Raw genomic sequence first — 25,164 nt, 5'->3', positions numbered from 1 at the left:
GTGCACAGAAGGGTTCCGGAGTCACGGGCGGCTCAGCCGTCCGGGGAGTCCCGCACGTCCGGGTCGGGGCGTCCGTGTTCCGTGCCGGGCCCGGTCATCGCCGGGCGATCCGGCGCAGGACGTCCATCCGCAGGATCACCATCGTCCGCCGGCCTGTCAGTACCGCGTCCCGCTCGCGGAGTTCCTTCAGCAGGCGCTGGACCATCTCCCGGGACGCCCCCACCGAGCCCGCCAGCTCCTGTTTGCTCAGCGGGACGGAGAGTTCGACGCCCTCCTCCGTGCGGCGGCCGTTCGTGCGGGCCAGGTCGAGCAGGAGCGCCGCGAAGCGCTCGCGGACGCTCATGGAGGCGAACTCCAGGCGGCGGCGGTCGGCGGCGCGGGTGCGGTCCGAGGTGAGGCCGAGCAGGGCGAAGGAAACGGCGGGGGAGCGGGCGAGGAAGTCCGTGAAGTGTTCGCGTACGACCGCGACCGTGCGGACCGGTTCCAGGGCCGTCACCGTCGCCGAGCGCGGCCGGCCGGTGAGCGCGGCGGACTCGCCGACGATGTCGCCGGGCCCCCGCAGCGCGAGCAGCGCCTCGTAGCCGTTGGCGGCGGACGCCGTCACCTTCGTCCAGCCGTGCGTCACGATCAGTACGTGCGAGGACGGTTCGCTCTGGTGCAGGAGAACCATCCGGGGCGTGAAGGACAGCTCGCGCCCGAGGGACAGCAGCGCGGAGCGGTCGTCGCTCTCCAGGCGTGCCAGGAACGGCACCCGGTCGTCCAGGCTCTCGTCCCCGGTTAAGGGTGCAGCCGTCATGAGTCCATCCCCGTCCCCCGATCGGCACCGTGGCCGACGCACAGTGACCGATGCACAGCAACCGGTCAACGTACTCACCCAGTGTGTGCCGTGCGCACCGAATCCGGGACATTCACCGGTGAGAAGCTGCGAGAGGCGTCAAGAGCCCCGAGAATGGATCGGGAGAAGTCCGGCGTGTCGGGCACCACGGCATTTGTTTTGACCGAAGTCCGTGAGGTAGGTACGCTCTTACCTTGTGCCTGGGGTGTGCCCTGGCTCTCGTGCGTGCCTTCAGACCGCAAGGGGAGCCGTAAGCGGCCACCGCAATCTGCGCCCTTTTCGCCTCGCGGCGAGGGTCTGCAGTATTCGACACACCCGACCGCGTGGGTCGGTGGCGTTCCAGGTTAGCTTCACCATTCGGCACACAGAAACCGGAGAAGTAGTGCCTACGATCCAGCAGCTGGTCCGGAAGGGCCGGCAGGACAAGGTCGAGAAGAACAAGACGCCCGCACTCGAGGGTTCGCCCCAGCGTCGCGGCGTCTGCACGCGTGTGTTCACGACCACCCCGAAGAAGCCGAACTCGGCCCTGCGTAAGGTCGCGCGTGTGCGTCTGACCAGCGGGATCGAAGTCACCGCTTACATTCCGGGTGAGGGACACAACCTGCAGGAGCACTCCATCGTGCTCGTGCGCGGCGGCCGTGTGAAGGACCTGCCGGGTGTTCGCTACAAGATCATCCGAGGTTCCCTGGACACCCAGGGTGTCAAGAACCGCAAGCAGGCCCGCAGCCGCTACGGCGCCAAGAAGGAGAAGTAGAAAATGCCTCGTAAGGGCCCCGCCCCGAAGCGCCCGGTCATCATCGACCCGGTCTACGGTTCTCCTCTGGTGACCTCCCTCATCAACAAGGTGCTGCTCAACGGCAAGCGCTCCACCGCCGAGCGCATCGTCTACGGCGCCATGGAGGGTCTGCGTGAGAAGACGGGCAACGACCCGATCATCACGCTGAAGCGCGCGCTGGAGAACATCAAGCCCACGCTCGAAGTCAAGTCCCGCCGTGTCGGTGGTGCGACGTACCAGGTTCCGATCGAGGTCAAGCCCGGTCGCGCCAACACGCTCGCGCTGCGCTGGCTCGTCGGTTACTCCCGCGCCCGCCGCGAGAAGACCATGACCGAGCGTCTGCTCAACGAGCTTCTCGACGCCTCCAACGGCCTTGGTGCCGCTGTGAAGAAGCGTGAGGACACCCACAAGATGGCCGAGTCCAACAAGGCCTTCGCGCACTACCGCTGGTAGTCGTTACCCACATCGAGACCGAGAGAAGACTGAAGCCTTATGGCTACCACTTCACTTGACCTGGCCAGGGTCCGCAACATCGGGATCATGGCTCACATCGACGCGGGCAAGACGACCACCACTGAGCGGATCCTCTTCTACACCGGCGTCAGCTACAAGATCGGTGAAGTCCACGACGGCGCCGCCACCATGGACTGGATGGAGCAGGAGCAGGAGCGTGGCATCACGATCACCTCTGCTGCCACCACCTGTCACTGGCCGCTTGAGGACGACGACTACACGATCAACATCATCGACACCCCGGGACACGTCGACTTCACGGTCGAGGTGGAGCGTTCGCTCCGCGTCCTCGACGGTGCCGTCACGGTGTTCGACGGTGTCGCCGGTGTCGAGCCGCAGTCCGAGACGGTGTGGCGTCAGGCCGACCGTTACGGCGTGCCGCGCATCTGCTTCGTGAACAAGCTGGACCGTACCGGCGCCGAGTTCCACCGCTGCGTGGACATGATCAAGGACCGCCTCGGCGCTGTCCCGATCATCATGCAGCTCCCGATCGGTGCCGAGATGGACTTCAAGGGCGTTGTGGACCTGGTCCGCATGAAGGCGCTCGTGTGGTCCGCCGAGGCGGCCAAGGGCGAGATGTACGACGTCGTCGACATCCCGGCCACGCACGTCGAGGCTGCTGAGCTGTACCGCGGTCAGCTGGTCGAGACCGTCGCGGAGCACGACGACGAGATCATGGAGCTGTTCCTGGAGGGCCAGGAGCCCACCGAGGAGCAGCTGTACGCCGCGATCCGTCGCGTCACCATCGCGTCCGGCAAGTCCGAGGGCGTCACGGTCACCCCGGTGTTCTGTGGCACCGCGTTCAAGAACAAGGGCGTTCAGCCCCTGCTCGACGCGGTCGTGCGCTACCTCCCGACTCCGCTTGACGTCGAGGCCATCGAGGGCCACGACGCCAAGGACCCGGAGCTCGTGATCAAGCGCAAGCCGTCGGTCGACGAGCCGCTGTCCGCGCTCGCGTTCAAGATCATGAGCGACCCGCACCTGGGCAAGCTCACCTTCGTCCGGGTGTACTCGGGCCGCCTGGAGACCGGCACTGCGGTGCTGAACTCCGTCAAGGGCAAGAAGGAGCGCATCGGCAAGATCTACCGCATGCACGCGAACAAGCGTGAGGAGATCGACGCGGTGGGCGCCGGCGACATCGTCGCCGTGATGGGTCTGAAGCAGACCACGACCGGTGAGACGCTCTGCGATGACAAGAACCCGGTGATCCTGGAGTCCATGGACTTCCCGGCGCCCGTCATCCAGGTCGCCATCGAGCCCAAGTCCAAGGGTGACCAGGAGAAGCTGGGTGTAGCCATCCAGCGTCTCGCGGAGGAGGACCCCTCCTTCCACGTTCACTCGGACGAGGAGACGGGCCAGACCATCCTCGGCGGTATGGGCGAGCTGCACCTCGAGGTGCTGGTCGACCGTATGAAGCGCGAGTTCAGGGTCGAAGCCAACGTCGGCAAGCCGCAGGTCGCCTACCGTGAGACGATCCGCAAGACTGTCGAGCGTCACGACTACACCCACAAGAAGCAGACCGGTGGTACCGGTCAGTTCGCCAAGGTGCAGATCGCGATCGAGCCCATCACCGAGACCGACGGTCCGGCGTACGAGTTCGTGAACAAGGTCACCGGTGGCCGTATCCCGCGGGAGTACATCCCGTCGGTGGACGCCGGTGCGCAGGAGGCCATGCAGTTCGGCATCCTGGCCGGCTACGAGATGACGGGCGTCCGCGTCATTCTTCTCGACGGTGGCTACCACGAGGTCGACTCCTCCGAGCTCGCGTTCAAGATCGCCGGTTCGCAGGCCTTCAAGGAGGCCGCGCGCAAGGCTTCTCCCGTGCTCCTCGAGCCGATGATGGCCGTCGAGGTCACCACGCCCGAGGAGTCGATGGGTGATGTCATCGGCGACCTCAACTCCCGCCGTGGCCAGATTCAGGCCATGGAGGAGCGCAGCGGCGCTCGCGTCGTGAAGGGCCTCGTGCCCCTCTCGGAGATGTTCGGCTACGTCGGAGACCTCCGCAGCAAGACCTCGGGTCGCGCAAGCTACTCGATGCAGTTCGACTCCTACGCCGAGGTTCCCAGGAACGTCGCCGAGGAGATCATCGCGAAGGCCAAGGGCGAGTAACACACCCCGTTTGCACGCTTTAGGCTTGACACCGACCGCCGGGGCTCACCCGGGAGGGAAAACCCCGGCGGGCGGCATCCCAGCAAAGATCACCTGGCGCCGATGAGTAAGGCGTACCAGAACCACTCCGCAGGAGGACCCCAGTGGCGAAGGCAAAGTTCGAGCGGACTAAGCCGCACGTCAACATCGGCACCATCGGTCACATCGACCACGGTAAGACGACCCTCACGGCCGCCATTACCAAGGTGCTGCACGACGCGTACCCGGACCTGAACGAGGCCTCGGCCTTCGACCAGATCGACAAGGCTCCTGAGGAGCGCCAGCGCGGTATCACGATCTCGATCGCGCACGTCGAGTACCAGACGGAGGGCCGTCACTACGCCCACGTCGACTGCCCGGGTCACGCTGACTACATCAAGAACATGATCACGGGTGCGGCGCAGATGGACGGCGCCATCCTCGTCGTCGCCGCGACCGACGGCCCGATGCCGCAGACCAAGGAGCACGTGCTCCTGGCCCGCCAGGTCGGCGTTCCGTACATCGTCGTCGCCCTGAACAAGGCCGACATGGTGGACGACGAGGAGATCCTGGAGCTCGTCGAGCTCGAGGTCCGTGAGCTCCTCTCCGAGTACGAGTTCCCGGGCGACGACCTTCCGGTCGTCAAGGTCTCGGCGCTCAAGGCGCTCGAGGGCGACAAGGAGTGGGGCCAGACGGTCCTGGACCTCATGGCCGCCGTCGACGAGGCGATCCCGACCCCCGAGCGTGACGTCGACAAGCCGTTCCTCATGCCCGTCGAGGACGTCTTCACGATCACCGGTCGCGGTACGGTCGTCACCGGCCGTATCGAGCGTGGTGTCCTGAAGGTCAACGAGACCGTTGACATCATCGGCATCAAGCAGGACAAGACCACGACCACGGTCACCGGTATCGAGATGTTCCGCAAGCTGCTCGACGAGGGCCAGGCCGGTGAGAACGTCGGTCTGCTCCTCCGTGGCATCAAGCGCGAGGACGTCGAGCGCGGCCAGGTCATCATCAAGCCCGGTTCGGTCACGCCGCACACCGAGTTCGAGGCCCAGGCCTACATCCTGTCCAAGGACGAGGGTGGCCGCCACACGCCGTTCTTCAACAACTACCGTCCGCAGTTCTACTTCCGTACGACTGACGTGACCGGTGTTGTGACCCTCCCCGAGGGCACGGAGATGGTCATGCCGGGCGACAACACTGAGATGAAGGTTGAGCTCATCCAGCCCGTCGCCATGGAAGAGGGCCTGAAGTTCGCCATCCGTGAGGGTGGCCGGACCGTGGGCGCCGGCCAGGTCACCAAGATCAACAAGTAATTGTTGACCGTATGACCTGGTAGCTCCTTCCAGAGCTCCAGAGAGGGCCCGTACGACTTCGGTCGTACGGGCCCTTTCCGCATGCCCGGTCCATCTCGCGAAGCGGTCGCATTCGTATACGAAATCCGAACGTCGTTGCGACGTGAAGGAGGTTCCTCCAGGTGAAGCGATCCTTGGCGCGTGTCGGCATAATCACGTAACGCGGCCGTAATTCAGGGGGAAGACTGTAGGGACGGTCCCTCGCCCGCGGGCGGGGGCTCGACCGGTCTCCGCACCGATGCCACCGGAACCGACCGGTCGAACCGATTCCGGTCGGCAGTTCCGGCAACCCCGTCTGAAGGGACGCCAGGTGACCCGCCCTGACACGAAGAGCCGTATCGCCTCCTTGCTCGTCGACATCGAGCGGCGCAATCCGGCGCAGCCCGAGTTCCTCCAGGCCGCGAACGAGGTGCTCGAAACCCTGGCTCCGGCCCTCTCGCAGCGTCCGGAGTTCGCGGACGCGGCCCTCGTCGAACGGCTGGTGGAGCCCGAGCGGCAGATCATCTTCCGCGTCCCGTGGCAGGACGACCACGGCAAGGTCCATGTCAACCGGGGCTACCGCGTGGAGTTCAACAGCGCGCTCGGCCCGTACAAGGGCGGTCTGCGGTTCCACCCGTCGGTGAACCTGGGCATCGTGAAGTTCCTCGGCTTCGAGCAGATCTTCAAGAACGCGCTGACCGGTCTCGGCATCGGCGGCGGCAAGGGCGGCAGCGACTTCGACCCGCGCGGCAGGTCGGACGCCGAGGTCATGCGGTTCTGCCAGTCGTTCATGACGGAGCTGTACCGGCACATCGGTGAGCACACGGACGTGCCGGCGGGCGACATCGGCGTGGGCGGCCGGGAGATCGGCTACCTGTTCGGCCAGTACCGGCGCATCACCAACCGCTGGGAGGCCGGTGTCCTCACCGGCAAGGGCACGCACTGGGGCGGTTCTCTGATCCGGCCCGAGGCGACCGGGTACGGCAACGTCCTGTTCGCCGCCGCCATGCTGCGGGAGCGTGGCGAGGACCTGGAGGGCCAGACCGTGGTCGTCTCCGGTTCCGGCAATGTCGCGACCTACACCATCGAGAAGCTCGCCGCCCTCGGTGCCAACGCGGTGACCTGCTCAGACTCGACCGGCTACGTCGTCGACGAGAAGGGCATCGACGTCGAACTGCTCAAGCAGGTCAAGGAGGTCGAGCGCGGCCGGGTCTCCGACTACGCGGCACGGCGCGGCGCGTCGGCGCGGTTCGTCGCGAACGGCAGCGTCTGGGACGTGCCGGGCGATGTCGCGCTGCCCTCGGCCACCCAGAACGAGCTGGACGCGGCCGCGGCGGCCACCCTGATCGGCAACGGCGTCAAGGCGGTCTCCGAGGGCGCCAACATGCCCACCACCCCCGAGGCGGTCCACCTCTTCCAGAAGGCGGGCGTTGCCTTCGGCCCCGGCAAGGCGGCCAACGCGGGCGGTGTCGCGGTCAGCGCGCTGGAGATGAGCCAGAACCACGCCCGCACCTCGTGGTCGCGGGAGCGGGTCGAGGACGAGCTGACCCAGATCATGAATAACATCCACGCCATCTGTCACGAGACCGCCGAGCGCTACGGCGTCGCGGGCGACTACGTCAGCGGCGCGAACATCGCGGGCTTCGAGCGGGTCGCCGGCGCGATGCTGGAGCAGGGCGTGATCTGACGGAGCCGGACTCCGGGAAGGGCTCGTACGGCCTCGGTCGTACGAGCCCTTTGCCACGTCCGGTTCAGGCGCCCTCGGGAACCGGACGTGGCCCGATCGCCGTCACGGCGAGAACCCTCAGACGCACGTCTGTACATGGGCCGGATCATCGAACCGGCTCGGCGGTCTCCCAAGCCCTTGTCACGGAGAGGAAGCAGAAGCCTTCCTGCGAGTCCCGCGGCCGCGGATGGCGGGCCGAGGCCGGGTCAGGCGTTCGGGTACAGCGGCAGGTTCGCGGTGGAGATCGTCCAGCCGGCGATGGTCACGTCCTCGCCGTAGACGAAGTCCTTGCGGGTCGCGTATCGGGGGCCGTCCGGGGTGGGGTGGATGTCGGTGAGGACGGCGCCGGTGCCGGTGCGGGGGTCGAAGATCGCGTACACGGGGATGCCCATCAGGGGATAGTCGCGTGCCTTGCTCACCCAGTCGTTGTCCGGGTTGGAGCGGGAGACGACCTCGATGGCGGCGATGAGCGTACGCGGATCGAAGCTCCCCGGGACTTCCATGTCGGTCAGCGCGATCACCATCACGTCGGGTCGCCGCATGATGCCCTCGGGTGCGTCCTCGACATCCGGCTCGCCCGTGTGGGCCACGTTCTCGTCCGGCATTGCCTTTTCGAGACGTTTCCGCAGGTGCAGGGTGGTCAGCTCGTGTGGGCCGACGGGCGCCATCATGTCGTGGACGATTCCTTCCTTGGTGACCTCGAACTTGCCGGGCAGGGTGTCGTCCATGGTCTGAACGAAATCGCGCATGACCCGGTACCGGTGGGTGGTGCCCTGCTGCGCGTCGTCCGGGGCGATGGTCATGGCGCTCGCTCCTCGTCTGTGCCCGGGGGCAAGGATCGTCACCTTCATGCTAGGCGGCCTCCTGGGGAACGGATCGGCAGTCGCGGCAGCGGCCGGGGGCCGCGGCACGGAACGCGCGGTCGCAGCCTTCGCAGTTCTGGAGCGGATGCGGTGGCGAGTGCTGCGGGTGTGATCGCGCGATCGGCGGGGCCGCGGCGGGCAGCCGAGGTGGCAGCAGCTCGGTGAGGCAGTGCGCCAGGAGGGACGCCGGGTGGTGCAGGCGCGCGCGGGGGAGTCCGGCTGTCAGTGCGAGGCGTACGGCTTCGGCGGCGGCGCCGCGTTCCAGCCAGGCGGTGACGGCCGGGGCGAGACGGTGTACATCACGTTCCGCGAGCAGCAGGCGCGGGTCCTCGCGGTGCAGGCTCGCGAGGAGCGCGGTGGCTGCGCGGTGACGGTGACGGTCAGGGTTGTCGGTGTCGGTGTCGGTGTCGAGGGCGGGGAGAGGGAGCCTTGGCTTGGGTGCTGGTGCTGGTGCTGGTGCTGGCTCGGGCTTGGGCATCGGAGTGGCCGCGGATGTGGATGCCTGCGGCACCGGGCTTACGCAGGTGAAGTTCCGTGCGGGTGCGGGTGCGGGTGCGGGTCCTGAAGGTGAGCTGGGACGGGGAACCGGGGTGAGGGCCGACTCATGCACCGGGCCGGGCACGGGCGGGAGCTCGGGCGCAGCGACGAGGCCCGTTGTTGCCACGAGGCCTGCTGCCTGGACCGGTTCGGCGACGGGGATGGGCGCAGAGGTGGGGACGGACGCGGCTGGTTGCGCTGCCGGCTCGACGAGCCCCTGCGGCCGGTTGTACGACACCGTGTGCGTGACGACCCGGCCGCTCGGCAGCCGCTCCCGCCTGCGGGAGAGATAGCCGTGCGCCTCCAACTGCCGCAGGGCCGACGCGATCCGAGCCTCGCCCTCGGGCAGACGGGCGGCGAGCGACTTGATGTCCACGCGGGCGCCTTCGGGCAGCGACTGGATGTGGAGGGCGAGCCCGATCGCCGTGAGGGTCAGCTCGCGATGCTGGGCGAGATGGTTGCCGACCACCGTGAAACGGGTGGAGTGGCGGACGTTGATGTGGGTGACACCCCGCGGAACACGGGGCTGGACGCACGAGGGCGCGCTAAGGTTTTGGGAATCCACCGGGAAGCTCTCTTCTTCCTCGTTGGTCAGGCCCTCGATCGGGATGCCAGTCCCGGCCGGGGGCCGTCGCATGTCTGCGGTTGCTGTGGTGACAGCGCGCTGGAGCGATGCGGTGATGCCCTGATGTCCTGGGGGCGCTCGTACGCTGTCGCGGCGAGCATATGCCCGGCAACAGGCTCAAAATCCAGCTCAGTTAGCAATCATCACCCTTGCGAGTGATGGGCCACCTGTGGGTGTACTGGTGGGGTTGGGAGGTTTTTTCTTCCTCCGGATTTAAAAGCATTTGATGTCGCGCGGGGCCGAGACGTCGATCACCGGGACGTTGAAAACCGCGATCCGGTGGAAGCGAGGGCCAGTTGGGCCCTGGCGGTCGCACGGTCTCGGACTCGAAGTTCCTGCGGATCCTTGCAATGCGCTATGGCATGATCCGGGCCACGGCCCTCATCCCGAGGGCGCTGTTGGCCTTCGTCGAGCAGAGGTATGAGCGAGGAGAACGGACCACGGTGGTCCCCGGAGACAGATCGCGTCTTGCGAGGGGCGGGCTGGTATCCAGGCCGATCGGTACCCACCGACGACTGGGAAAGCGCCCTCCATGAGCGCGGCGGCTTCGAGATGCACGGGAGCGCCCGGAGGTTTCTCGCTGAGTTCGGTGGACTGGAGAGCAACGAGCGAGGACCCGGGAGAACCATGGCCCGCATGGGGTTCAGGCTCGACCCGACCGTGGCCGAGTGGGACGACGAAGTCTTCGACGTACTCAGCGAAGGGGCCGGCGTCGATCTCTACCCCATCGGGAATCCGACCGTCGCAACAGCTACCTGGGCATCGCTCCGAGCGGTGCGGTCTATATCGGCATGGACTGCGTCACGCTCCTTGCGGAGACCGCGGACCGGGCACTGGAGAAACTGGTCGAGGGAATCAAGTAGGCGAGGGCTGCGCCGCCCCGGCGTGCACTGGTGGGCCGGCCTGGCGGTCCACGGCGAAGCACAGCCTGGGCCGGCCTGGGGATTGGAGGGCTGTCCGGGGTGACGGACGAATGTGTGCCGGTCTCGGAAACGGGTCTCGGCTACGACGTGTTCGCCCCGCTGTGGGGGCTTCTGGAACTGGGTGCTGTAGCGGAATCGGGGGCAAGGGCCCTGCGCGATGTCTCGCTCGCCGACTTCGTGGCGGATCACCGGATCGACATCGATCGACTCCTCGGGCTGGTCCGGGACATCGGTGGCTTCTCTCCCGAGACGATGGCCATCTTCGAGCGGCAGGGAGGATGGAACGACGGCCGCGAGGTGACGGCCGAGTATCTGACGATGTACTCGGGATGCATCGAGAGCTACCCTCCCGAGATCGATGACCCAGCCGCACTGCGGCGCATGGTTCACATGGGCCGGGACCTCCAACTGGTCACCTTCATGGACGCTTTGGTGGGAACGGCCACGGCGAGAGGCCCTGGTCCCGACACGGCTGTGCCCCTGGTCGTCGATGCCGTGCGGACGGCGGGATCGTTGCTGGGTGTCCAGCGCGAACGGGCCGCGGCGGACACCTTCCGGATGTGGCGCGTCAAGTTCCTGCCGGACATCCTGCGTCCTGACTCATCCTCAAGCGCTGAAGCCAAGGCTCTGTTCAGGGCGTACGCCCACGGTCTGGAGGATGCGGTCGATCCGTATACGTAAGTCGCGTCTGACATCGAAGTGGTGCACAGGCTTGCTGAGTTGCTGTCCGGCCCAGCGATGTCCTGATCCACGCGTGTCGTCGCCCTCGGGTAAATTCGCTGATGTGTACGAGAGTTACTGAGGCGAACGTGACGGGGGTTGCGGCATGGCGGGGAATCGGCCGGGGGACTGGCATGTCCTGGATCTGGACAAGGATCCGACGCCGGGCGACCCGGACCGGGTGCGGCATCTGTCCAAGAATCTGCATGACTTCGCCGACGACGTCTCGGATGCGCTCCGCCTCATCAAGGGGATGGCCGGCGAGGACGCTGTTCTGCGGTGGGCGGGGAAGTCGGCGAAGGCGTTCCAGGACGAGTTCTCGGGTGTGCCGAAGCAGCTGAAGAAGCTGAAGAAGTCGTACGAGATGGCGGGGGACGCGCTCGCCGACTACTGGCCGAAGCTGGAGCGCGCCCAGGCGTTGGCGGACAAGGCGCTCGCCAAGGGCCGGGAGGCGCAGGCCGATCTGACCTCCGCCAAGTCCCGTCTGTCGTCGGCTGATTCGTGGGTGACGAAGGCCAACAGGGAAGCGGACAAGTACAAGGACGATCCGACCGGCAGCAAGGATGCGGAGAAGCCGGACGAGGCGAAGGTGCGGGCCGCGACGCGGGACGCGCAGCATGCGAAGTCGGCGCAGACCAGTGCTCAGTCGGATGTGACGAACGCGAACAGTGCGCTGGACGCGGCGAAGAAGATGGCGGCTGATGCCCGCAGGATGCGGGAGGAGGCGGCGCGGGACGCGAAGTCGAAGATCGATGAGGCTTCGGATGCGGGTATTCGCAATCGGAAGTGGTGGGAGGAGGTCGGGGACTGGTTCTCCGACAACTGGGACACCATTGTCACGGTCTGCAAGGTCGTCGTCGCGGTTCTGGGCATCATCGCGATGATCATTGGAGGGCCGATCCTCGGCGCGATCGTGCTGATCGCCGCCCTGGTGGTTCTCGCGGACACGCTCAATAAGTATGCGAAGGGGCAGGCGTCCCTATGGGATGTGGCCTTCGCGGCGCTGGACTGCATACCCGGCATGAAGGGCCTGACCACGCTCGGTGGGCTGGCCAAGGGGCTCAAGGGCGGTCTGGCCGCGATGAAAGGCCTCAAGGGCGGTCTCAAAGCCATGGGGCTTGCTGCGCGTGGCCTGGGCAAGAGCGCGCGCAGTATGGCCGGCAGGTCGAAGGACGCCTTCGCCCGTATGAAGTCGAGCATTCGGCAGGGCTTGAGCGACCCGATCGACATGGCCACCGGCATGATGTTCCTCCCCCAGACGGACGTGGAACTGCCCGGTGCTCTCCCTCTCGTGTTCCAACGGCGTGTCCAGTCCGACTACCGGGCGGGATGGTGGTTCGGCCCGTCGTGGACGTCCACCATCGACCAGCGTCTGGAGGTCGACACGACCGGCGTCGTCTTCGTCACCGACGACGGCCAACTGCTCTGCTACCCGCATCCGGTCCGACCGGACGAACCGGTGCTTCCGGACGCGGGACCACATCTGCCGCTCACGCGACTCGACGACGGCGGGTACGAGCTGACCGACCCGTTCGCCGGCCTGGTCTACCGGTTCGGGCGACCGGGGCGTGACGACTGCGCCCTGCTGCTGTCGCTGTCCGACCGCAATGGTCGTCGGCTCGACTTCGACCACGACGAGGCAGGCCTGCCGTGTGCCGTCCGCTCGTCGGGCGGTTACCGCCTCCGGCTCACGACGGATGACGGCCGCGTCACGGCCCTTCACCTCGTCGGCGGAGCCGAGAACGGCGACGACGCGTTGATCAGGCGCTACGTGTACGCGGACGGGAACCTCGCGGAAGTCCACGGACCGGTCGGACTGCAGGTGCGGTTCGAGTACGACGACCGCCTGCGTGTCGTCGCCTGGACCGACTCCAACGACAGTCGCTACAGCTACGCGTACGACGACGAGGACCGCTGCACAGCGGAGGGCGGGGAGGCCGGCCACTACGTTCTGTCCCTGGAATACGAGGGACGGGACCCTGACTTCCCGGGGATGAGCGTGACCACGGCCACGACGGCCGAAGGGCACGTGTCCAGGTACGTCGTCGACGACGCCTTCCTGGTGGTCGCGGAGATCGACCCGACCGGCTCGGTCACTCGCACCGACTACGACTCCTCCCATCATGTGACGGTACGCACCGACCCTCTGGGCAACCGCATCCGCATCGCCAACGACGAGTACGGAATGCCCACCCGTGTCATCCGTCCGGACGGCTTGGAAACCTCCGTCGAATACAACGAGTTGCACCTTCCGGTCTGGATCCGCCAGGAGGACGGAACGACGATCCGGCACACGTACGACGGGCGTGGCAACCGCACGTCGGTGACGGACGAGTCGGGTGCGACGACGACCTTCGTGTACGACGAGGCGGGGTACTTGGTATCGGCGACGGACGAACTGGGCGACACCGTCTCCGTCCGGAACAACCCGTCGGGCCTTCCCGTCCTGGTGGCCGACCCGCTCGGCGCGACCGCCGTGTACCAGTACGACGCGTTCGGGCGGCTGTGCGCGGTGGCGGATCCCACCGGCGCCGAGACACGACTGCGGTGGTCGGTGGATGGTCAGTTGTCGCACCGGGTGGGCCCGCAGGGAAACGAGGAGTCGTGGACGTACGACGGTGAGGGCAACTGCCTGAGTCATACCGATGGTGAGGGTCGCACCTCCCGGTACGAGTACACGCACTTCGATGTGCTGGCGGCCGAGATCCGCTCCGACGGCAGTCGGTACGAGTTCGAGCACAATGCGACCCTGCAGCTGACGAAGGTCGTCAACCCACGGGGTCTGACCTGGCACTACGAGTATGACCCGGCGGGTCGGCTGATCGCCGAGGTCGACTTCGACGGCTGTCGAGTCGACTACGAGCACGATGCGGCGGACCGGCTCGTCGCCCGGGTGAACGCGCTCGGGCAGCGGGTCGAGTACGCATACGACGCGCTCGACTGGACGATGGCCAAGACGGTCGACGGCATGACCACCCGGTACGAACGCGACGTCATGGGCCGGGTACTGCTGCTGGCGAGCCCCTTCAGCGAGGTGTCCTATGAACGGGATGCCATCGGCCGTGCCGTCTCGGAGTCGGTCGACGGGCGAGTGCTGCGACGGGACCATGACCGGCTCGGACGCCCTGTCCGGCGTGTCACGCCCGGCGGGGCGGTGACGTTGTACGCGTACGACGCCGCCGGGCAGATGTCCGGGATGGACTGCGCGGGGCGCATGCTGCGGTTCAGGTACGACGAAGTGGGCCGCGAGATCTCCAGGACGCTTTCCCGCACGGGGCTGCGGCTGTCCCGGACCTGGGACCGTTCGGGGCGCGTCGCGGAACAGGCGGTGGTCGGCGCTGCGGGTGCCGTGCTGACACGCGGATACAGCTATCGCACCGACGGTCACCTGGTCGCCGTCGACGACGGGCCTGCCGGCGGTCGACGCAGCTTCCGACTGGACGCGGCGGGCAGGGTGACCGGCGTCGAAGCACGGGGCTGGCGGGAACGGTACGCCTACGACGCGAACGGCAACCAGACCCACGCGGAGTGGCCGGACCGGCACCCGGGCGCCGATGCCCGGGGTGACCGTCACTACGTAGGCAACAGGCTCGTCCAGGCAGGCTCGGTCCGCTACGTCTACGACGCCGCCGGTCGCATAGTCCTGCGCCGCAGGGCCCGGATCTCCCGCAAGGCCGATGTGTGGCGCTACGCCTGGGACGCGGAGGACCGCCTCACCTCGGTGATCACACCGGACGGCACGGTATGGCGCTACCGCTACGACCCTCTCGGACGGCGGACGGCCAAGCAGCGCCTCGGTGCCGACGGCGCCACAGTGGTCGAGCAGGTGCGATTCACCTGGGACGGCGCGTACCTGGCGGAACAGGAGTCCACCGGTCCCGACCTGCCGGATCCCATCGTGACGACCTGGGAGTACGACGGACTGCACCCGGTCACGCAGACGGACCGACGTGTCGACTCGCTCACCCGGCAGGAGATCGACTCCCGGTTCTTCGCCATCGTCACCGACCTTGTCGGAACGCCCAGCGAACTCGTGAACGAGGAGGGCGACATCGCATGGCGGGCTCGCTCCACCCTCTGGGGAACGACGACCTGGAACAGGGACGCCTCCGCGTACACGCCTCTGCGGTTTCCCGGCCAGTACTTCGACCCCGAGTCGGGACTGCACTACAACTTCCAGCGCTACTACGACCCGGAAACCGCGCGTTACCTCAGTTCCGATCCCCTGGGACTCGAGCCGGCTCCCAATCCTGTCGTCTACGTCGCCAACCCGCTGCAGGGCTGCGATCCGTTGGGCCTTGCGCCCCGGTACGCCAACAGGCCGGATCGTTACGCCTGGGGTGGCAGCGTTCGTTACAAGGGGACCGACCACCTCGGCCGTCCGACAGGCATATCCGCCTGCGTGCGAAAGCAGATGGTGATCACTCAGGGCACGGAGGCCGGAAAGATGTGGACCAAGGGCTGGCGAGGACACGGAACCCTCTTCAACGAGGCGCGTGGTCATCTTCTGGCGAACACACTGGGGGGCGCGGGCAAGGGGCCTCACGCACCGCACAACCTGGTGACTCTGACACAGAATCCAACGAACCATCCGCATATGTACGAGATGTTCGAGAAGCCCGTCGCTGACGCCGCCATGAAGGACGAGATCATCCAGTACGACGTAACGCCTTTCTACGAGGGAACGAACCCGATTCCGACGCGTCTGGAGTTCCAGGCCTTCGGCAACAAGGGCTTCTCGCTGAGCGGTTGGCTGGACAATCCGGCCTCGGGCGTGAGGACGGCATGACAGCGGACCTTGATTAGGCTGCCTTTCGCAGACGAACAGGAGCACCATGACGCGCACGACTCCCCAGCGCCCTGTGGACATCGAGCAAGCGATTCCCGAGCTGTCCGGTTACCGCGGTGTCGGCACGCGACTGCACCCGCGGCCAGGGGTTCCGGGCCCGGAGCAGAGTTCTGTCGGCGGCCCGCTCCTGTGGCCCGCGGACGAGCCGTGGCCCCACTGCGCAGAGCCGCACAAACGTAGGTTCGGGGAGCGCATCGGTGAAGTCCGTCTGACCCGGAAACTCCTCGCCGCCGGGCCGACCGAGGAGGAGTACGAGCTTCTCCGTTCCTTTCGCCGGGGGCGCCACGCGCCCTGGCTCACGGACACGGACCCGATTCCGCTCCTGCCGGTCGCCCAGCTCTACACGCGCGATGTCCCCGGTCTGACGCTGCCGGGCGAAGCGGACCTGCTCCAGATCTTCTGGTGCCCGTTCAACGCGCACGGAGCGGATCGGAACGTCGGTGTGCACCTCTACTCCCGAAAGGCGTCGGACGTCACCGAGGTCCTGGCCGACCAGCCGGAACCGGAAGTCGTCGGGCGAGCCGAATACGTACCCGACCCCTGTGTCCTGCACCCCGAGGAGGTCACGGAACACCAGTGGGGTGACTTGTTGCCCTACTCGATCCGCGCCCTCCTGGACGACTGGGAGGACTGGGAGGACGAGGACGCGGTCAGCTACCAGTTCGACCTCTCCATTCCCCCCGGCTGGAAGGTCGGCGGATTCGCCCCGTGGCCCTCTACCGGCCCGCAGGACGTGGTGTGCGAATGCGGACAGCCGATGGAACTCCTCGTGACCGTCGACAGCAGGGAGTGGGACAGGGGAACCCGTAGCTGGGTCCCGCTGGAGGACCGTGCCGTGGCGGACACGCAGGCGAACAACCCGACGCGGATTGTCGTCGGCCGCGGAGGCCGTCTGATGATCTTCGTCTGCTCTGTCGACCGGGAGCATCCGCATCGGATCGTCCTGCAGTGACCTCCTGGACCGGCTTCGCTGCGCGTTCGACTCGTGCTCCGCGAGCGCGGTGGCTTCGCGATGCACGAGGGACTTCCTGAAGCACCTGAAGGAGTGCAGGCGTTGACGCGGGGAGAGGGGCACACCCCGGCGCGGCGGGGCAGGGAGCGGGAACCGTACGACGTGTTCCGATCCGCGCCGGATACGAGGTCCGTGTGGGCGGAGTTGTCGGCAGAGGTCATGGAGGCCGTCGCCCGGTGCGACGCGGAGCGCCTTGAGGTGGAGCGGTCCCGGGTCGCGCCGGAGTTGCGGGAGAGGATCACGACTCCCGTCTACTCGGTCGCGGATCGGTTCGCGTCCTGGGAGCGTGTGGTGCGCCGGATGGAGCCGGGTCGGTCGAGCGACGGCTTCTATCCCATCAGCGCCTACGAGAACGACCTCGACTCCCGTGACTTGCTCGGGCAGTTGATGCTCGGGCTGCCCACGGAGGCCCGGGAGGGCACGCTGGGGCAGCTGCTGACGCGGTTGGACGAGCGCTTCGCTGCCGCGAGCGTCCCGGATCCGGAGCGGTCTCTGCGCGCCTGGGTGCGTCCGACGAAGGCGAGTCCCGAGGCGGAACTCGCAGAATGGTGGAAGCGCAGGCCACTGCGTGATCCGTGGGATTGATCCACCGGCGCTCGCCGCTGTCCGCGTGCTCGGCGGCTTCAGCGATGCGTCCATGGCCATCGCCGATGAGCTGGGATACCTGCGCGAGTACCGGGTGACCGCGCCGTCCCTGCTCCTGTGGTCCGGCTGCATCGAGGAGATCTCGCCCCGCCCCGCGGAACTCGAACGCCCGTCGGTCGTGCGCCGCATGTGCCACCTGGGGGCGGATCTCCAACTCGCCCATTTCCTGCAGGCGTTGGTCACCGCTGCCATCGCGGGTGGGACCGGGGTCCCACAGGGTGCGGAAAGGGTGGCCGAGGCCCTCGGGATCGCGGTCGCCCTGGCGGACGACGGAGGGCGAAGCAGCGCAGCCGCCACCTTCCGGTCCTGGCGGGTCGCCTTCCTCCCGGGCATCCTCCGCCCCGACTCCAGCGCACCGGACTACGGCAGGGCAGGCTTCCGCGCCTATGGCCATGCCCTGGAGCTGCTGGAAGAGGCCGGCCGAGGTGCTGCGCCGGCCGGTATGTGATCCGGGGCCCGACAGGGGCGGGGGAGAGGTGGCGCCGGGGTGGCCGGCGGGGCTCTGTGGGATCGGTCACGCGATCATGGTCGTGCCGGGTTTGACGTGCGTCACCTTAGGGGTACGATCTCCGGCTCGATTGGCCAGCCCCCCGTCCGGTATGGCAGACTAGCGGGGTTGCTCGGTCGAGTGCCGATGCTGCGCGCCTCCCGTCGGGAGGACTGGAAGCGAGTCCCACAGTACTCGTCGCCCAATCTGTCGTGAGGCAGCGCTGGGGCGGACGTACGGGAATCTTCCGGGAAGTGTCAGCGGGGTGCAGACCAGGCACCCGGTGGGTGTTCTCGCCCCCGGTCCTGCGGTTGCTTTCGGGCGGAGCCGCGTCCCTCGTAGGGAAATCCGTGACGGATATCCCTGTCGGCAGGAGCGCGACACACCCGACCGCGTGGGTCGGAGGACAGGACGCGAACCCCCGGGTTCCAGAGCGTTTCACTAGACAAAGGACTACTGAGTAGCCATGGCGGGACAGAAGATCCGCATCCGGCTCAAGGCCTACGACCACGAGGTCATCGATTCCTCGGCGAAGAAGATCGTCGAAACGGTGACCCGCACTGGTGCGTCGGTCGCAGGCCCGGTGCCGCTGCCCACTGAGAAGAACGTGTACTGCGTCATCAAGTCGCCGCACAAGTACAAGGACTCTCGCGAGCACTTCGAGATGCGCACGCACAAGCGCCTCATCGACATCCTCGACCCCACGCCCAAGACCGTTGACTCTCTGATGCGACTCGACCTCCCGGCCGGTGTCGACATCGAGATCAAGCTCTAGGGATCGGTGATCTGAGAATGGCTAAGCAGATCAAGGGCATCCTCGGCGAGAAGCTCGGCATGACGCAGGTGTGGGACGAGAACAACCGTGTTGTTCCCGTCACCGTCGTCAAGGCCGGCCCGAACGTCGTGACCCAGGTCCGTACGAATGACTCCGACGGCTACGAGTCGGTCCAGATCGCCTTCGGCGAGATCGACCCGCGCAAGGTGAACAAGCCCCTCAAGGGTCACTTCGCCAAGGCCGACGTCACCCCCCGCCGCCACCTCGTCGAGATCCGTACCGCTGACGCCAGCGAGTACACCCTCGGCCAGGAGATCACCGCTGAGGTGTTCGAGGCCGGCATCAAGGTGGACGTGACCGGCAAGAGCAAGGGCAAGGGCTTCGCCGGTGTCATGAAGCGTCACAACTTCAAGGGCCTCGGCGCCGGACACGGTGTCCAGCGCAAGCACCGCTCCCCCGGCTCCATCGGTGGCTGTGCCACCCCGGGCCGTGTGTTCAAGGGCGTCCGCATGGCGGGCCGCATGGGCAACGAGCGGGTCACCACCCAGAACCTGACCGTTCACGCCGTTGACGCGGAGAAGGGCCTGCTCCTCATCAAGGGAGCCATCCCGGGTCCGAACGGCGGCCTCGTCCTGGTCCGTACCGCGGCCAAGGGGGCTTGAGGACATGAGCACCATTGACATTCTGTCGCCCTCCGGCGACACCGCCGGGACCGTTGAGCTCCCGGCCGAGATCTTCGACGTAGAGAAGATCAGCATTCCGCTGCTCCACCAGGTTGTCGTCGCGCAGCTGGCCGCGGCCCGTCAGGGCACGCACAAGGTCAAGCGTCGTGGCGAGGTCCGTGGTGGTGGCCGCAAGCCTTACCGCCAGAAGGGCACCGGCCGCGCCCGCCAGGGTTCGACCCGCGCGCCGCAGTTCGCCGGCGGTGGTGTCGTTCACGGCCCCACGCCGCGTGACTACTCGCAGCGGACCCCGAAGAAGATGAAGGCCGCGGCCCTGCGCCACGCCCTCACCGACCGGGCCCGCAACGCTCGCATCCACGTCATCACCGGCGTGATCGAGGGCGAGACCCCCTCCACCAAGGCCGCGAAGAGCTTCCTCGGCAAGGTCAGCGAGCGCAAGAACGTGCTCCTGGTCATCGAGCGCTCCGACGAGGCCGCGCTGCTCTCCGCGCGCAACCTGCCCCAGGTCCACATCCTGGAGCCGGGCCAGCTCAACACGTACGACGTTCTCGTCTCGGACGACGTGGTCTTCACCCAGGCCGCTTTCGAGTCCTTCGTGTCTGGCCCCCAGGCCGCTGACACCGAAGGGAGCGAAGCCTGATGGCTACGCGTCACCCGAGCATTGCCTCGAAGGCCGCCAAGGCCAAGAAGGTCGCGCGCGTCGCCAAGGCGAAGCGCCACGAGGCCGAAGGCAAGAACACCGTCGAGACCCCGCTGAGCAAGAGCTTCACGGATCCCCGTGACGTCCTCCTCAAGCCGGTCGTCTCGGAGAAGAGCTACGCGCTGCTCGACGAGGGCAAGTACACCTTCGTCGTGGACCCGCGGGCCAACAAGACCCAGATCAAGCAGGCCGTCCAGGCGGTCTTCTCGGTCAAGGTCACCGGGGTCAACACGATCAACCGTCAGGGCAAGCGCAAGCGCACCAAGACGGGCTTCGGCAAGCGTGCCGACAGCAAGCGCGCGATCGTGACCCTCGCTGAGGGCGACCGTATCGACATCTTCGGCCAGGCCTCCTAACGGAGTGCCCTGGTCCGAATATCGGACGAGGACTGAGAAATGGGAATCCGCAAGTACAAGCCGACTACGCCGGGCCGTCGTGGCTCCAGCGTCGCCGACTTCGTCGAGGTCACGCGGTCCACGCCGGAGAAGTCGCTGGTTCGCCCCCTGCACAGCAAGGGCGGCCGTAACAATTCCGGTCGTGTGACCGTTCGCCACCAGGGTGGCGGACACAAGCGCGCCTACCGAGTGATCGACTTCCGTCGTCACGACAAGGACGGCGTGCCGGCGAAGGTCGCGCACATCGAGTACGACCCCAACCGCACCGCGCGCATCGCGCTGCTTCACTACGCGGACGGCGAGAAGCGCTACATCCTCGCCCCCCGCAACCTGTCGCAGGGTGACCGCGTCGAGAACGGTCCCGGGGCCGACATCAAGCCGGGCAACAACCTGGCGCTCCGCAACATCCCGGTCGGTACCACGATCCACGCGATCGAGATCCGTCCCGGTGGCGGCGCCAAGTTCGCCCGCTCCGCCGGTGCCTCGGTGCAGCTGCTCGCGAAGGAGGGCACCATGGCCCACCTCCGCATGCCCTCCGGTGAGATCCGTCTGGTCGACCAGCGCTGCCGCGCCACGGTCGGCGAGGTCGGCAACGCCGAGCAGAGCAACATCAACTGGGGTAAGGCCGGCCGTAAGCGCTGGCTGGGCGTTCGCCCGTCCGTCCGCGGTGTGGCGATGAACCCGGTTGACCACCCGCACGGTGGTGGTGAGGGCAAGACCTCCGGTGGTCGCCACCCGGTCTCCCCGTGGGGTCAGAAGGAGGGTCGTACTCGTTCGCCGAAGAAGGCTTCGAACAAGTACATCGTCCGCCGCCGCAAGACGAACAAGAAGCGCTAGGAGCGGGTTTAGATGCCGCGCAGTCTCAAGAAGGGACCCTTCGTCGACGGACACCTTGTAAAGAAGGTGGACGTACAGAACGAAGCCGGTACCAAGAACGTCATCAAGACCTGGTCCCGTCGCTCGATGATCATCCCGGCCATGCTCGGCCACACGATCGCGGTGCACAACGGCAAGACCCACATCCCGGTGTTTGTCACCGAGTCGATGGTCGGCCACAAGCTCGGCGAGTTCTCGCCGACGCGCACCTTCCGGGGTCACGTCAAGGACGACCGGAAGTCGAAGCGCCGCTAACGCGGGGTGGAATCGACCATGACAGACACTGGAAGGACAACCATGGAAGCCAGGGCCCAGGCGCGGTACATCCGCGTTACGCCCATGAAGGCCCGCCGAGTGGTGGACCTTATCCGTGGCATGGATGCCACGGAGGCTCAGGCGGTCCTGCGTTTCGCCCCGCAGGCCGCGAGCGTGCCGGTCGGCAAGGTGCTTGACAGCGCCATTGCCAACGCCGCACACAACTACGACCACACCGACGCCGGCAGCCTCGTCATCTCCGAGGCCTACGTCGACGAGGGTCCGACCCTGAAGCGGTTCCGGCCGCGTGCCCAGGGCCGTGCCTACCGGATCCGCAAGCGGACCAGCCACATCACCGTGGTCGTCAGCAGCAAGGAAGGAACCCGGTAATGGGCCAGAAGGTTAACCCGCATGGGTTCCGGCTCGGCATCACCACGGACTTCAAGTCCCGCTGGTACGCCGACAAGCTGTACAAGGACTACGTCAAGGAAGACGTCGCCATCCGTCGGATGATGACGTCCGGCATGGAGCGCGCCGGCATCTCGAAGGTTGAGATCGAGCGCACCCGTGACCGCGTGCGGGTGGACATCCACACCGCGCGTCCCGGCATCGTCATCGGCCGCCGTGGCGCCGAGGCCGACCGCATCCGCGGTGACCTCGAGAAGCTCACGGGCAAGCAGGTCCAGCTGAACATCCTCGAGGTCAAGAGCCCCGAGACCGACGCTCAGCTGGTTGCTCAGGCCGTTGCCGAGCAGCTGTCCTCCCGCGTCTCCTTCCGTCGCGCCATGCGTAAGAGCATGCAGGGCACGATGAAGGCCGGCGCCAAGGGCATCAAGATCCAGTGTGGTGGCCGTCTCGGCGGCGCCGAGATGTCCCGCTCGGAGTTCTACCGCGAGGGCCGTGTGCCCCTGCACACGCTCCGCGCGAACGTGGACTACGGCTTCTTCGAGGCCAAGACGACCTTCGGCCGTATCGGCGTGAAGGTCTGGATCTACAAGGGCGACGTCAAGAACATCGCCGAGGTTCGCGCCGAGAACGCCGCTGCCCGTGCCGGCAACCGCCCGGCCCGTGGCGGCAACGACCGCCCGGCCGGCCGTGGTGGCCGTGGTGGCGAGCGTGGCGGTCGCGGTCGTAAGCCGCAGCAGGCTCCCGCTGCCGAGGCCCCCAAGGCCGAGGCTCCGGCTGCCGCTCCGGCTGAGAGCACCGGAACGGAGGCCTGACCGACATGCTGATCCCCCGCAGGGTCAAGCACCGCAAGCAGCACCACCCGAAGCGCCGTGGTCAGGCCAAGGGCGGTACGCAGGTTTCGTTCGGCGAGTACGGCATTCAGGCCCTCACGCCGGCGTACGTGACGAACCGTCAGATCGAGGCCGCGCGTATCGCGATGACCCGCCACATCAAGCGTGGCGGCAAGGTCTGGATCAACATCTACCCGGACCGCCCGCTCACGAAGAAGCCCGCCGAGACCCGCATGGGTTCCGGTAAGGGTTCCCCCGAGTGGTGGGTCGCGAACGTGCACCCGGGCCGGGTCATGTTCGAACTGTCCTACCCCAACGAGAAGATCGCCCGTGAGGCCCTCACTCGCGCAGCCCACAAGCTGCCGATGAAGTGCCGGATCGTCAAGCGCGAGGCAGGTGAAGCGTGATGTCGGCCGGTACCAAGGCGTCCGAGCTGCGCGAACTGGGTGACGAGGAGCTTCTCGCGAAGCTCCGCGAAGCCAAGGAAGAGCTGTTCAACCTCCGCTTCCAGGCGGCGACCGGTCAGCTCGAGAACCACGGTCGGCTCAAGGCCGTCCGCAAGGACATCGCGCGGATCTACACCCTCATGCGTGAGCGCGAGCTGGGCATCGAGACGGTGGAGAGCGCCTGATGAGCGAGAGCAACGTGACTGAGCAGAAGACCGACCGCGGTTTCCGCAAGACCCGTGAGGGTCTGGTCGTCAGCGACAAGATGGACAAGACCGTCGTCGTCGCTGTCGAGGACCGCGTGAAGCACGCGCTGTACGGCAAGGTCATCCGCCGTACGAACAAGCTCAAGGCCCACGACGAGCAGAACGCCGCCGGCGTCGGCGACCGCGTCCTCCTGATGGAGACCCGGCCGCTGTCCTCGACGAAGCGCTGGCGCATCGTCGAGATCCTCGAGAAGGCCAAGTAATTACCTGAGGGGTATCCCTCAGGTTCGTTCCGCCAGGCTCGGGGCGGGACCGTCCTAGACGGTCCCGCCCCGGGAACCGGCAGACAATCAGGAGATAGACGTGATCCAGCAGGAGTCGCGACTGCGTGTCGCCGACAACACTGGTGCGAAGGAAATCCTTTGCATCCGTGTGCTCGGTGGCTCCGGTCGCCGCTACGCGGGCATCGGTGACGTCATCGTCGCCACCGTCAAGGACGCGATCCCCGGCGGCAACGTGAAGAAGGGTGACGTCGTCAAGGCTGTCATCGTTCGCACCGTCAAGGAGCGCCGCCGTCCGGACGGCTCGTACATCCGCTTCGACGAGAACGCCGCCGTCATTCTGAAGAACGACGGCGACCCTCGCGGCACCCGTATCTTCGGCCCTGTCGGCCGTGAGCTGCGCGAGAAGAAGTTCATGAAGATCATCTCGCTCGCGCCGGAGGTGCTGTAAGCATGAAGATCAAGAAGGGCGACCTGGTTCAGGTCATCACCGGTAAGGACAAGGGCAAGCAGGGCAAGGTCATTGCCGCTTACCCGCGCGACGAGCGCGTCCTGGTCGAGGGTGTCAACCGGGTCAAGAAGCACACGAAGGCCGGCCCGACCGCCAAGGGTTCGCAGGCCGGTGGCATCGTCACGACCGAGGCGCCCGTCCACGTCTCCAACGTCCAGCTGGTCGTTGAGAAGGACGGCAACAAGGTCGTCACGCGCGTCGGTTACCGCTTCGACGACGAGGGCAACAAGATCCGCGTTGCCAAGCGGACGGGTGAGGACATCTGATGGCTACCACCACCACTCCGCGTCTCAAGACGAAGTACCGCGAGGAGATCGCGGCGAAGCTGCAGGAAGAGTTCTCCTACGAGAACGTCATGCAGACGCCGGGCCTCGTCAAGATCGTGGTCAACATGGGTGTCGGCGACGCCGCCCGTGACTCGAAGCTCATGGACGGTGCCGTCCGTGACCTGACCACGATCACCGGTCAGAAGCCGGCCATCACCAAGGCCCGCAAGTCCATCGCGCAGTTCAAGCTGCGTGAGGGTCAGCCGATCGGTGCCCACGTCACGCTCCGTGGCGACCGCATGTGGGAATTCCTGGACCGCACCCTGTCGCTCGCGCTCCCGCGCATCCGCGACTTCCGTGGTCTGTCCCCCAAGCAGTTCGACGGCCGTGGCAACTACACCTTCGGTCTCACGGAGCAGGTCATGTTCCACGAGATCGACCAGGACAAGATCGACCGTACCCGGGGCATGGACATCACCGTGGTGACCACGGCGACCAACGACGCTGAGGGCCGTGCCCTTCTCCGTCACCTCGGCTTCCCCTTCAAGGAGGCGTAAG

28 protein-coding genes and 1 pseudogene are annotated in these 25,164 nt (G+C 66.8%); 26 read left to right on the top strand and 3 right to left on the bottom strand.

All coding sequences use genetic code 11. The features are described from left to right. Positions 1-94 precede the first annotated feature (94 nt). Positions 95-796 (bottom strand): Crp/Fnr family transcriptional regulator, encoded by a 702-nt coding sequence (locus OOK38_RS09930; protein ID WP_266761729.1) that lies wholly within the window; start codon positions 794-796, stop codon positions 95-97. Positions 797-1,217: 421 nt separating this feature from the next. Between OOK38_RS09930 and rpsL the strand changes: the two genes are divergently transcribed. The 5 genes from rpsL (at position 1,218) to gdhA (ending at position 7,274) form a co-directional block, all read left to right on the top strand. Next, positions 1,218-1,589, top strand: coding sequence for a 30S ribosomal protein S12 (rpsL, locus tag OOK38_RS09925; protein WP_003948652.1), 372 nt, complete (start codon positions 1,218-1,220; stop codon positions 1,587-1,589). Between the two features lie 3 nt (positions 1,590-1,592). Continuing rightward, on the top strand, positions 1,593-2,063 hold the full coding sequence (gene rpsG / locus OOK38_RS09920; protein ID WP_003992340.1) for a 30S ribosomal protein S7: 471 nt from the start codon (positions 1,593-1,595) through the stop codon (positions 2,061-2,063). Between the two features lie 39 nt (positions 2,064-2,102). Further along, positions 2,103-4,232, top strand: coding sequence for an elongation factor G (fusA, locus tag OOK38_RS09915; protein ID WP_266761731.1), 2,130 nt, complete (start codon positions 2,103-2,105; stop codon positions 4,230-4,232). A gap of 143 nt (positions 4,233-4,375) precedes the next feature. After that, the gene (gene tuf / locus OOK38_RS09910) at positions 4,376-5,569 is read left to right on the top strand and encodes an elongation factor Tu (protein ID WP_266761733.1); all 1,194 of its coding nucleotides are present in this window, start codon (positions 4,376-4,378) and stop codon (positions 5,567-5,569) included. 349 nt (positions 5,570-5,918) lie between these two features. Next, complete coding sequence (gdhA, locus tag OOK38_RS09905) at positions 5,919-7,274, top strand: NADP-specific glutamate dehydrogenase (protein WP_266761735.1); 1,356 nt, start codon at positions 5,919-5,921, stop codon at positions 7,272-7,274. 245 nt (positions 7,275-7,519) lie between these two features. Here gdhA and OOK38_RS09900 read toward each other — a convergent pair whose 3' ends face one another. Both OOK38_RS09900 and OOK38_RS09895 read right to left on the bottom strand, forming a co-directional pair. Beyond that, positions 7,520-8,116 carry a Uma2 family endonuclease gene (locus OOK38_RS09900; protein WP_266761736.1) on the bottom strand — a complete coding sequence of 199 codons (597 nt, stop codon included), beginning with the start codon at positions 8,114-8,116 and terminating at the stop codon, positions 7,520-7,522. Positions 8,117-8,165: 49 nt separating this feature from the next. After that, positions 8,166-9,350, bottom strand: a complete 1,185-nt coding sequence (locus tag OOK38_RS09895; RefSeq protein ID WP_266848362.1) for a helix-turn-helix domain-containing protein — start codon at positions 9,348-9,350, stop codon at positions 8,166-8,168. Positions 9,351-9,646: 296 nt separating this feature from the next. On the opposite strand from OOK38_RS09895, the pseudogene OOK38_RS09890 reads away from it, so the two are divergent. From OOK38_RS09890 to rplE, 21 genes and pseudogenes are all read left to right on the top strand, one after another. Further along, positions 9,647-9,754: pseudogene (locus OOK38_RS09890) on the top strand (transcriptional regulator); the annotation flags it as partial. Between the two features lie 4 nt (positions 9,755-9,758). After that, positions 9,759-10,304: an SUKH-3 domain-containing protein gene (locus OOK38_RS34615; protein WP_353962500.1), complete on the top strand. Its 546-nt coding sequence runs from the start codon at positions 9,759-9,761 to the stop codon at positions 10,302-10,304. Further along, entirely contained in the window at positions 10,301-10,942 is a 642-nt protein-coding gene (locus tag OOK38_RS09885; RefSeq protein ID WP_266848361.1) for a hypothetical protein, read from the top strand. The genes OOK38_RS34615 and OOK38_RS09885 overlap by 4 nt, the downstream gene beginning before the upstream one ends. Positions 10,943-11,087: 145 nt before the next feature. Next, positions 11,088-15,770 (top strand): DUF6531 domain-containing protein, encoded by a 4,683-nt coding sequence (locus tag OOK38_RS09880; RefSeq protein WP_266761739.1) that lies wholly within the window; start codon positions 11,088-11,090, stop codon positions 15,768-15,770. Between the two features lie 46 nt (positions 15,771-15,816). Next, a complete protein-coding gene (locus OOK38_RS09875; protein WP_266761741.1) occupies positions 15,817-16,782 on the top strand; it encodes a hypothetical protein in 966 nt (321 codons plus the stop codon). Between the two features lie 102 nt (positions 16,783-16,884). Next, a complete protein-coding gene (locus tag OOK38_RS09870) occupies positions 16,885-17,427 on the top strand; it encodes a hypothetical protein (protein WP_266761743.1) in 543 nt (180 codons plus the stop codon). A gap of 52 nt (positions 17,428-17,479) precedes the next feature. Further along, on the top strand, positions 17,480-17,935 hold the full coding sequence (locus tag OOK38_RS09865) for a hypothetical protein (protein WP_266848360.1): 456 nt from the start codon (positions 17,480-17,482) through the stop codon (positions 17,933-17,935). Positions 17,936-18,440: 505 nt separating this feature from the next. Next, on the top strand, positions 18,441-18,749 hold the full coding sequence (gene rpsJ / locus OOK38_RS09860) for a 30S ribosomal protein S10 (RefSeq protein WP_003948644.1): 309 nt from the start codon (positions 18,441-18,443) through the stop codon (positions 18,747-18,749). Positions 18,750-18,766: 17 nt separating this feature from the next. Further along, positions 18,767-19,411, top strand: a complete 645-nt coding sequence (gene rplC, locus OOK38_RS09855) for a 50S ribosomal protein L3 (RefSeq protein WP_261705325.1) — start codon at positions 18,767-18,769, stop codon at positions 19,409-19,411. 4 nt (positions 19,412-19,415) lie between these two features. Continuing rightward, positions 19,416-20,072 carry a 50S ribosomal protein L4 gene (gene rplD, locus OOK38_RS09850; RefSeq protein WP_037627000.1) on the top strand — a complete coding sequence of 219 codons (657 nt, stop codon included), beginning with the start codon at positions 19,416-19,418 and terminating at the stop codon, positions 20,070-20,072. Further along, positions 20,072-20,488 (top strand): 50S ribosomal protein L23, encoded by a 417-nt coding sequence (gene rplW, locus OOK38_RS09845; protein WP_189190335.1) that lies wholly within the window; start codon positions 20,072-20,074, stop codon positions 20,486-20,488. Before rplD ends, rplW begins: the two co-directional genes overlap by 1 nt. 39 nt (positions 20,489-20,527) lie before the next feature. Then, positions 20,528-21,364 carry a 50S ribosomal protein L2 gene (gene rplB, locus OOK38_RS09840; protein ID WP_153289116.1) on the top strand — a complete coding sequence of 279 codons (837 nt, stop codon included), beginning with the start codon at positions 20,528-20,530 and terminating at the stop codon, positions 21,362-21,364. A 12-nt stretch (positions 21,365-21,376) separates the two neighbouring features. Continuing rightward, the gene (gene rpsS, locus OOK38_RS09835; RefSeq protein ID WP_024755409.1) at positions 21,377-21,658 is read left to right on the top strand and encodes a 30S ribosomal protein S19; all 282 of its coding nucleotides are present in this window, start codon (positions 21,377-21,379) and stop codon (positions 21,656-21,658) included. Positions 21,659-21,700: 42 nt separating this feature from the next. Then, on the top strand, positions 21,701-22,048 hold the full coding sequence (gene rplV / locus OOK38_RS09830) for a 50S ribosomal protein L22 (protein WP_006604878.1): 348 nt from the start codon (positions 21,701-21,703) through the stop codon (positions 22,046-22,048). Beyond that, the gene (gene rpsC / locus OOK38_RS09825; protein WP_266761750.1) at positions 22,048-22,878 is read left to right on the top strand and encodes a 30S ribosomal protein S3; all 831 of its coding nucleotides are present in this window, start codon (positions 22,048-22,050) and stop codon (positions 22,876-22,878) included. The genes rplV and rpsC overlap by 1 nt, the downstream gene beginning before the upstream one ends. 5 nt (positions 22,879-22,883) lie before the next feature. Continuing rightward, the gene (gene rplP, locus OOK38_RS09820) at positions 22,884-23,303 is read left to right on the top strand and encodes a 50S ribosomal protein L16 (protein ID WP_099500627.1); all 420 of its coding nucleotides are present in this window, start codon (positions 22,884-22,886) and stop codon (positions 23,301-23,303) included. Next, the gene (gene rpmC, locus OOK38_RS09815) at positions 23,303-23,527 is read left to right on the top strand and encodes a 50S ribosomal protein L29 (RefSeq protein WP_003998824.1); all 225 of its coding nucleotides are present in this window, start codon (positions 23,303-23,305) and stop codon (positions 23,525-23,527) included. The genes rplP and rpmC overlap by 1 nt, the downstream gene beginning before the upstream one ends. Further along, positions 23,527-23,811, top strand: a complete 285-nt coding sequence (rpsQ, locus tag OOK38_RS09810; protein ID WP_266761752.1) for a 30S ribosomal protein S17 — start codon at positions 23,527-23,529, stop codon at positions 23,809-23,811. The genes rpmC and rpsQ overlap by 1 nt, the downstream gene beginning before the upstream one ends. A gap of 100 nt (positions 23,812-23,911) precedes the next feature. Next, complete coding sequence (rplN, locus tag OOK38_RS09805) at positions 23,912-24,280, top strand: 50S ribosomal protein L14 (RefSeq protein WP_003998823.1); 369 nt, start codon at positions 23,912-23,914, stop codon at positions 24,278-24,280. 2 nt (positions 24,281-24,282) lie between these two features. Then, a complete protein-coding gene (rplX, locus tag OOK38_RS09800; protein ID WP_007494760.1) occupies positions 24,283-24,606 on the top strand; it encodes a 50S ribosomal protein L24 in 324 nt (107 codons plus the stop codon). After that, positions 24,606-25,163: a 50S ribosomal protein L5 gene (gene rplE, locus OOK38_RS09795; protein WP_037626984.1), complete on the top strand. Its 558-nt coding sequence runs from the start codon at positions 24,606-24,608 to the stop codon at positions 25,161-25,163. The genes rplX and rplE overlap by 1 nt, the downstream gene beginning before the upstream one ends. Position 25,164 lies beyond the last annotated feature (1 nt).

The sequence above is a fragment of the Streptomyces sp. NBC_00568 genome (assembly GCF_026341855.1).
Taxonomy (GTDB): Bacteria; Actinomycetota; Actinomycetes; order Streptomycetales; family Streptomycetaceae; genus Streptomyces.
This window is presented reverse-complemented; position numbering and strand designations above follow the sequence as displayed.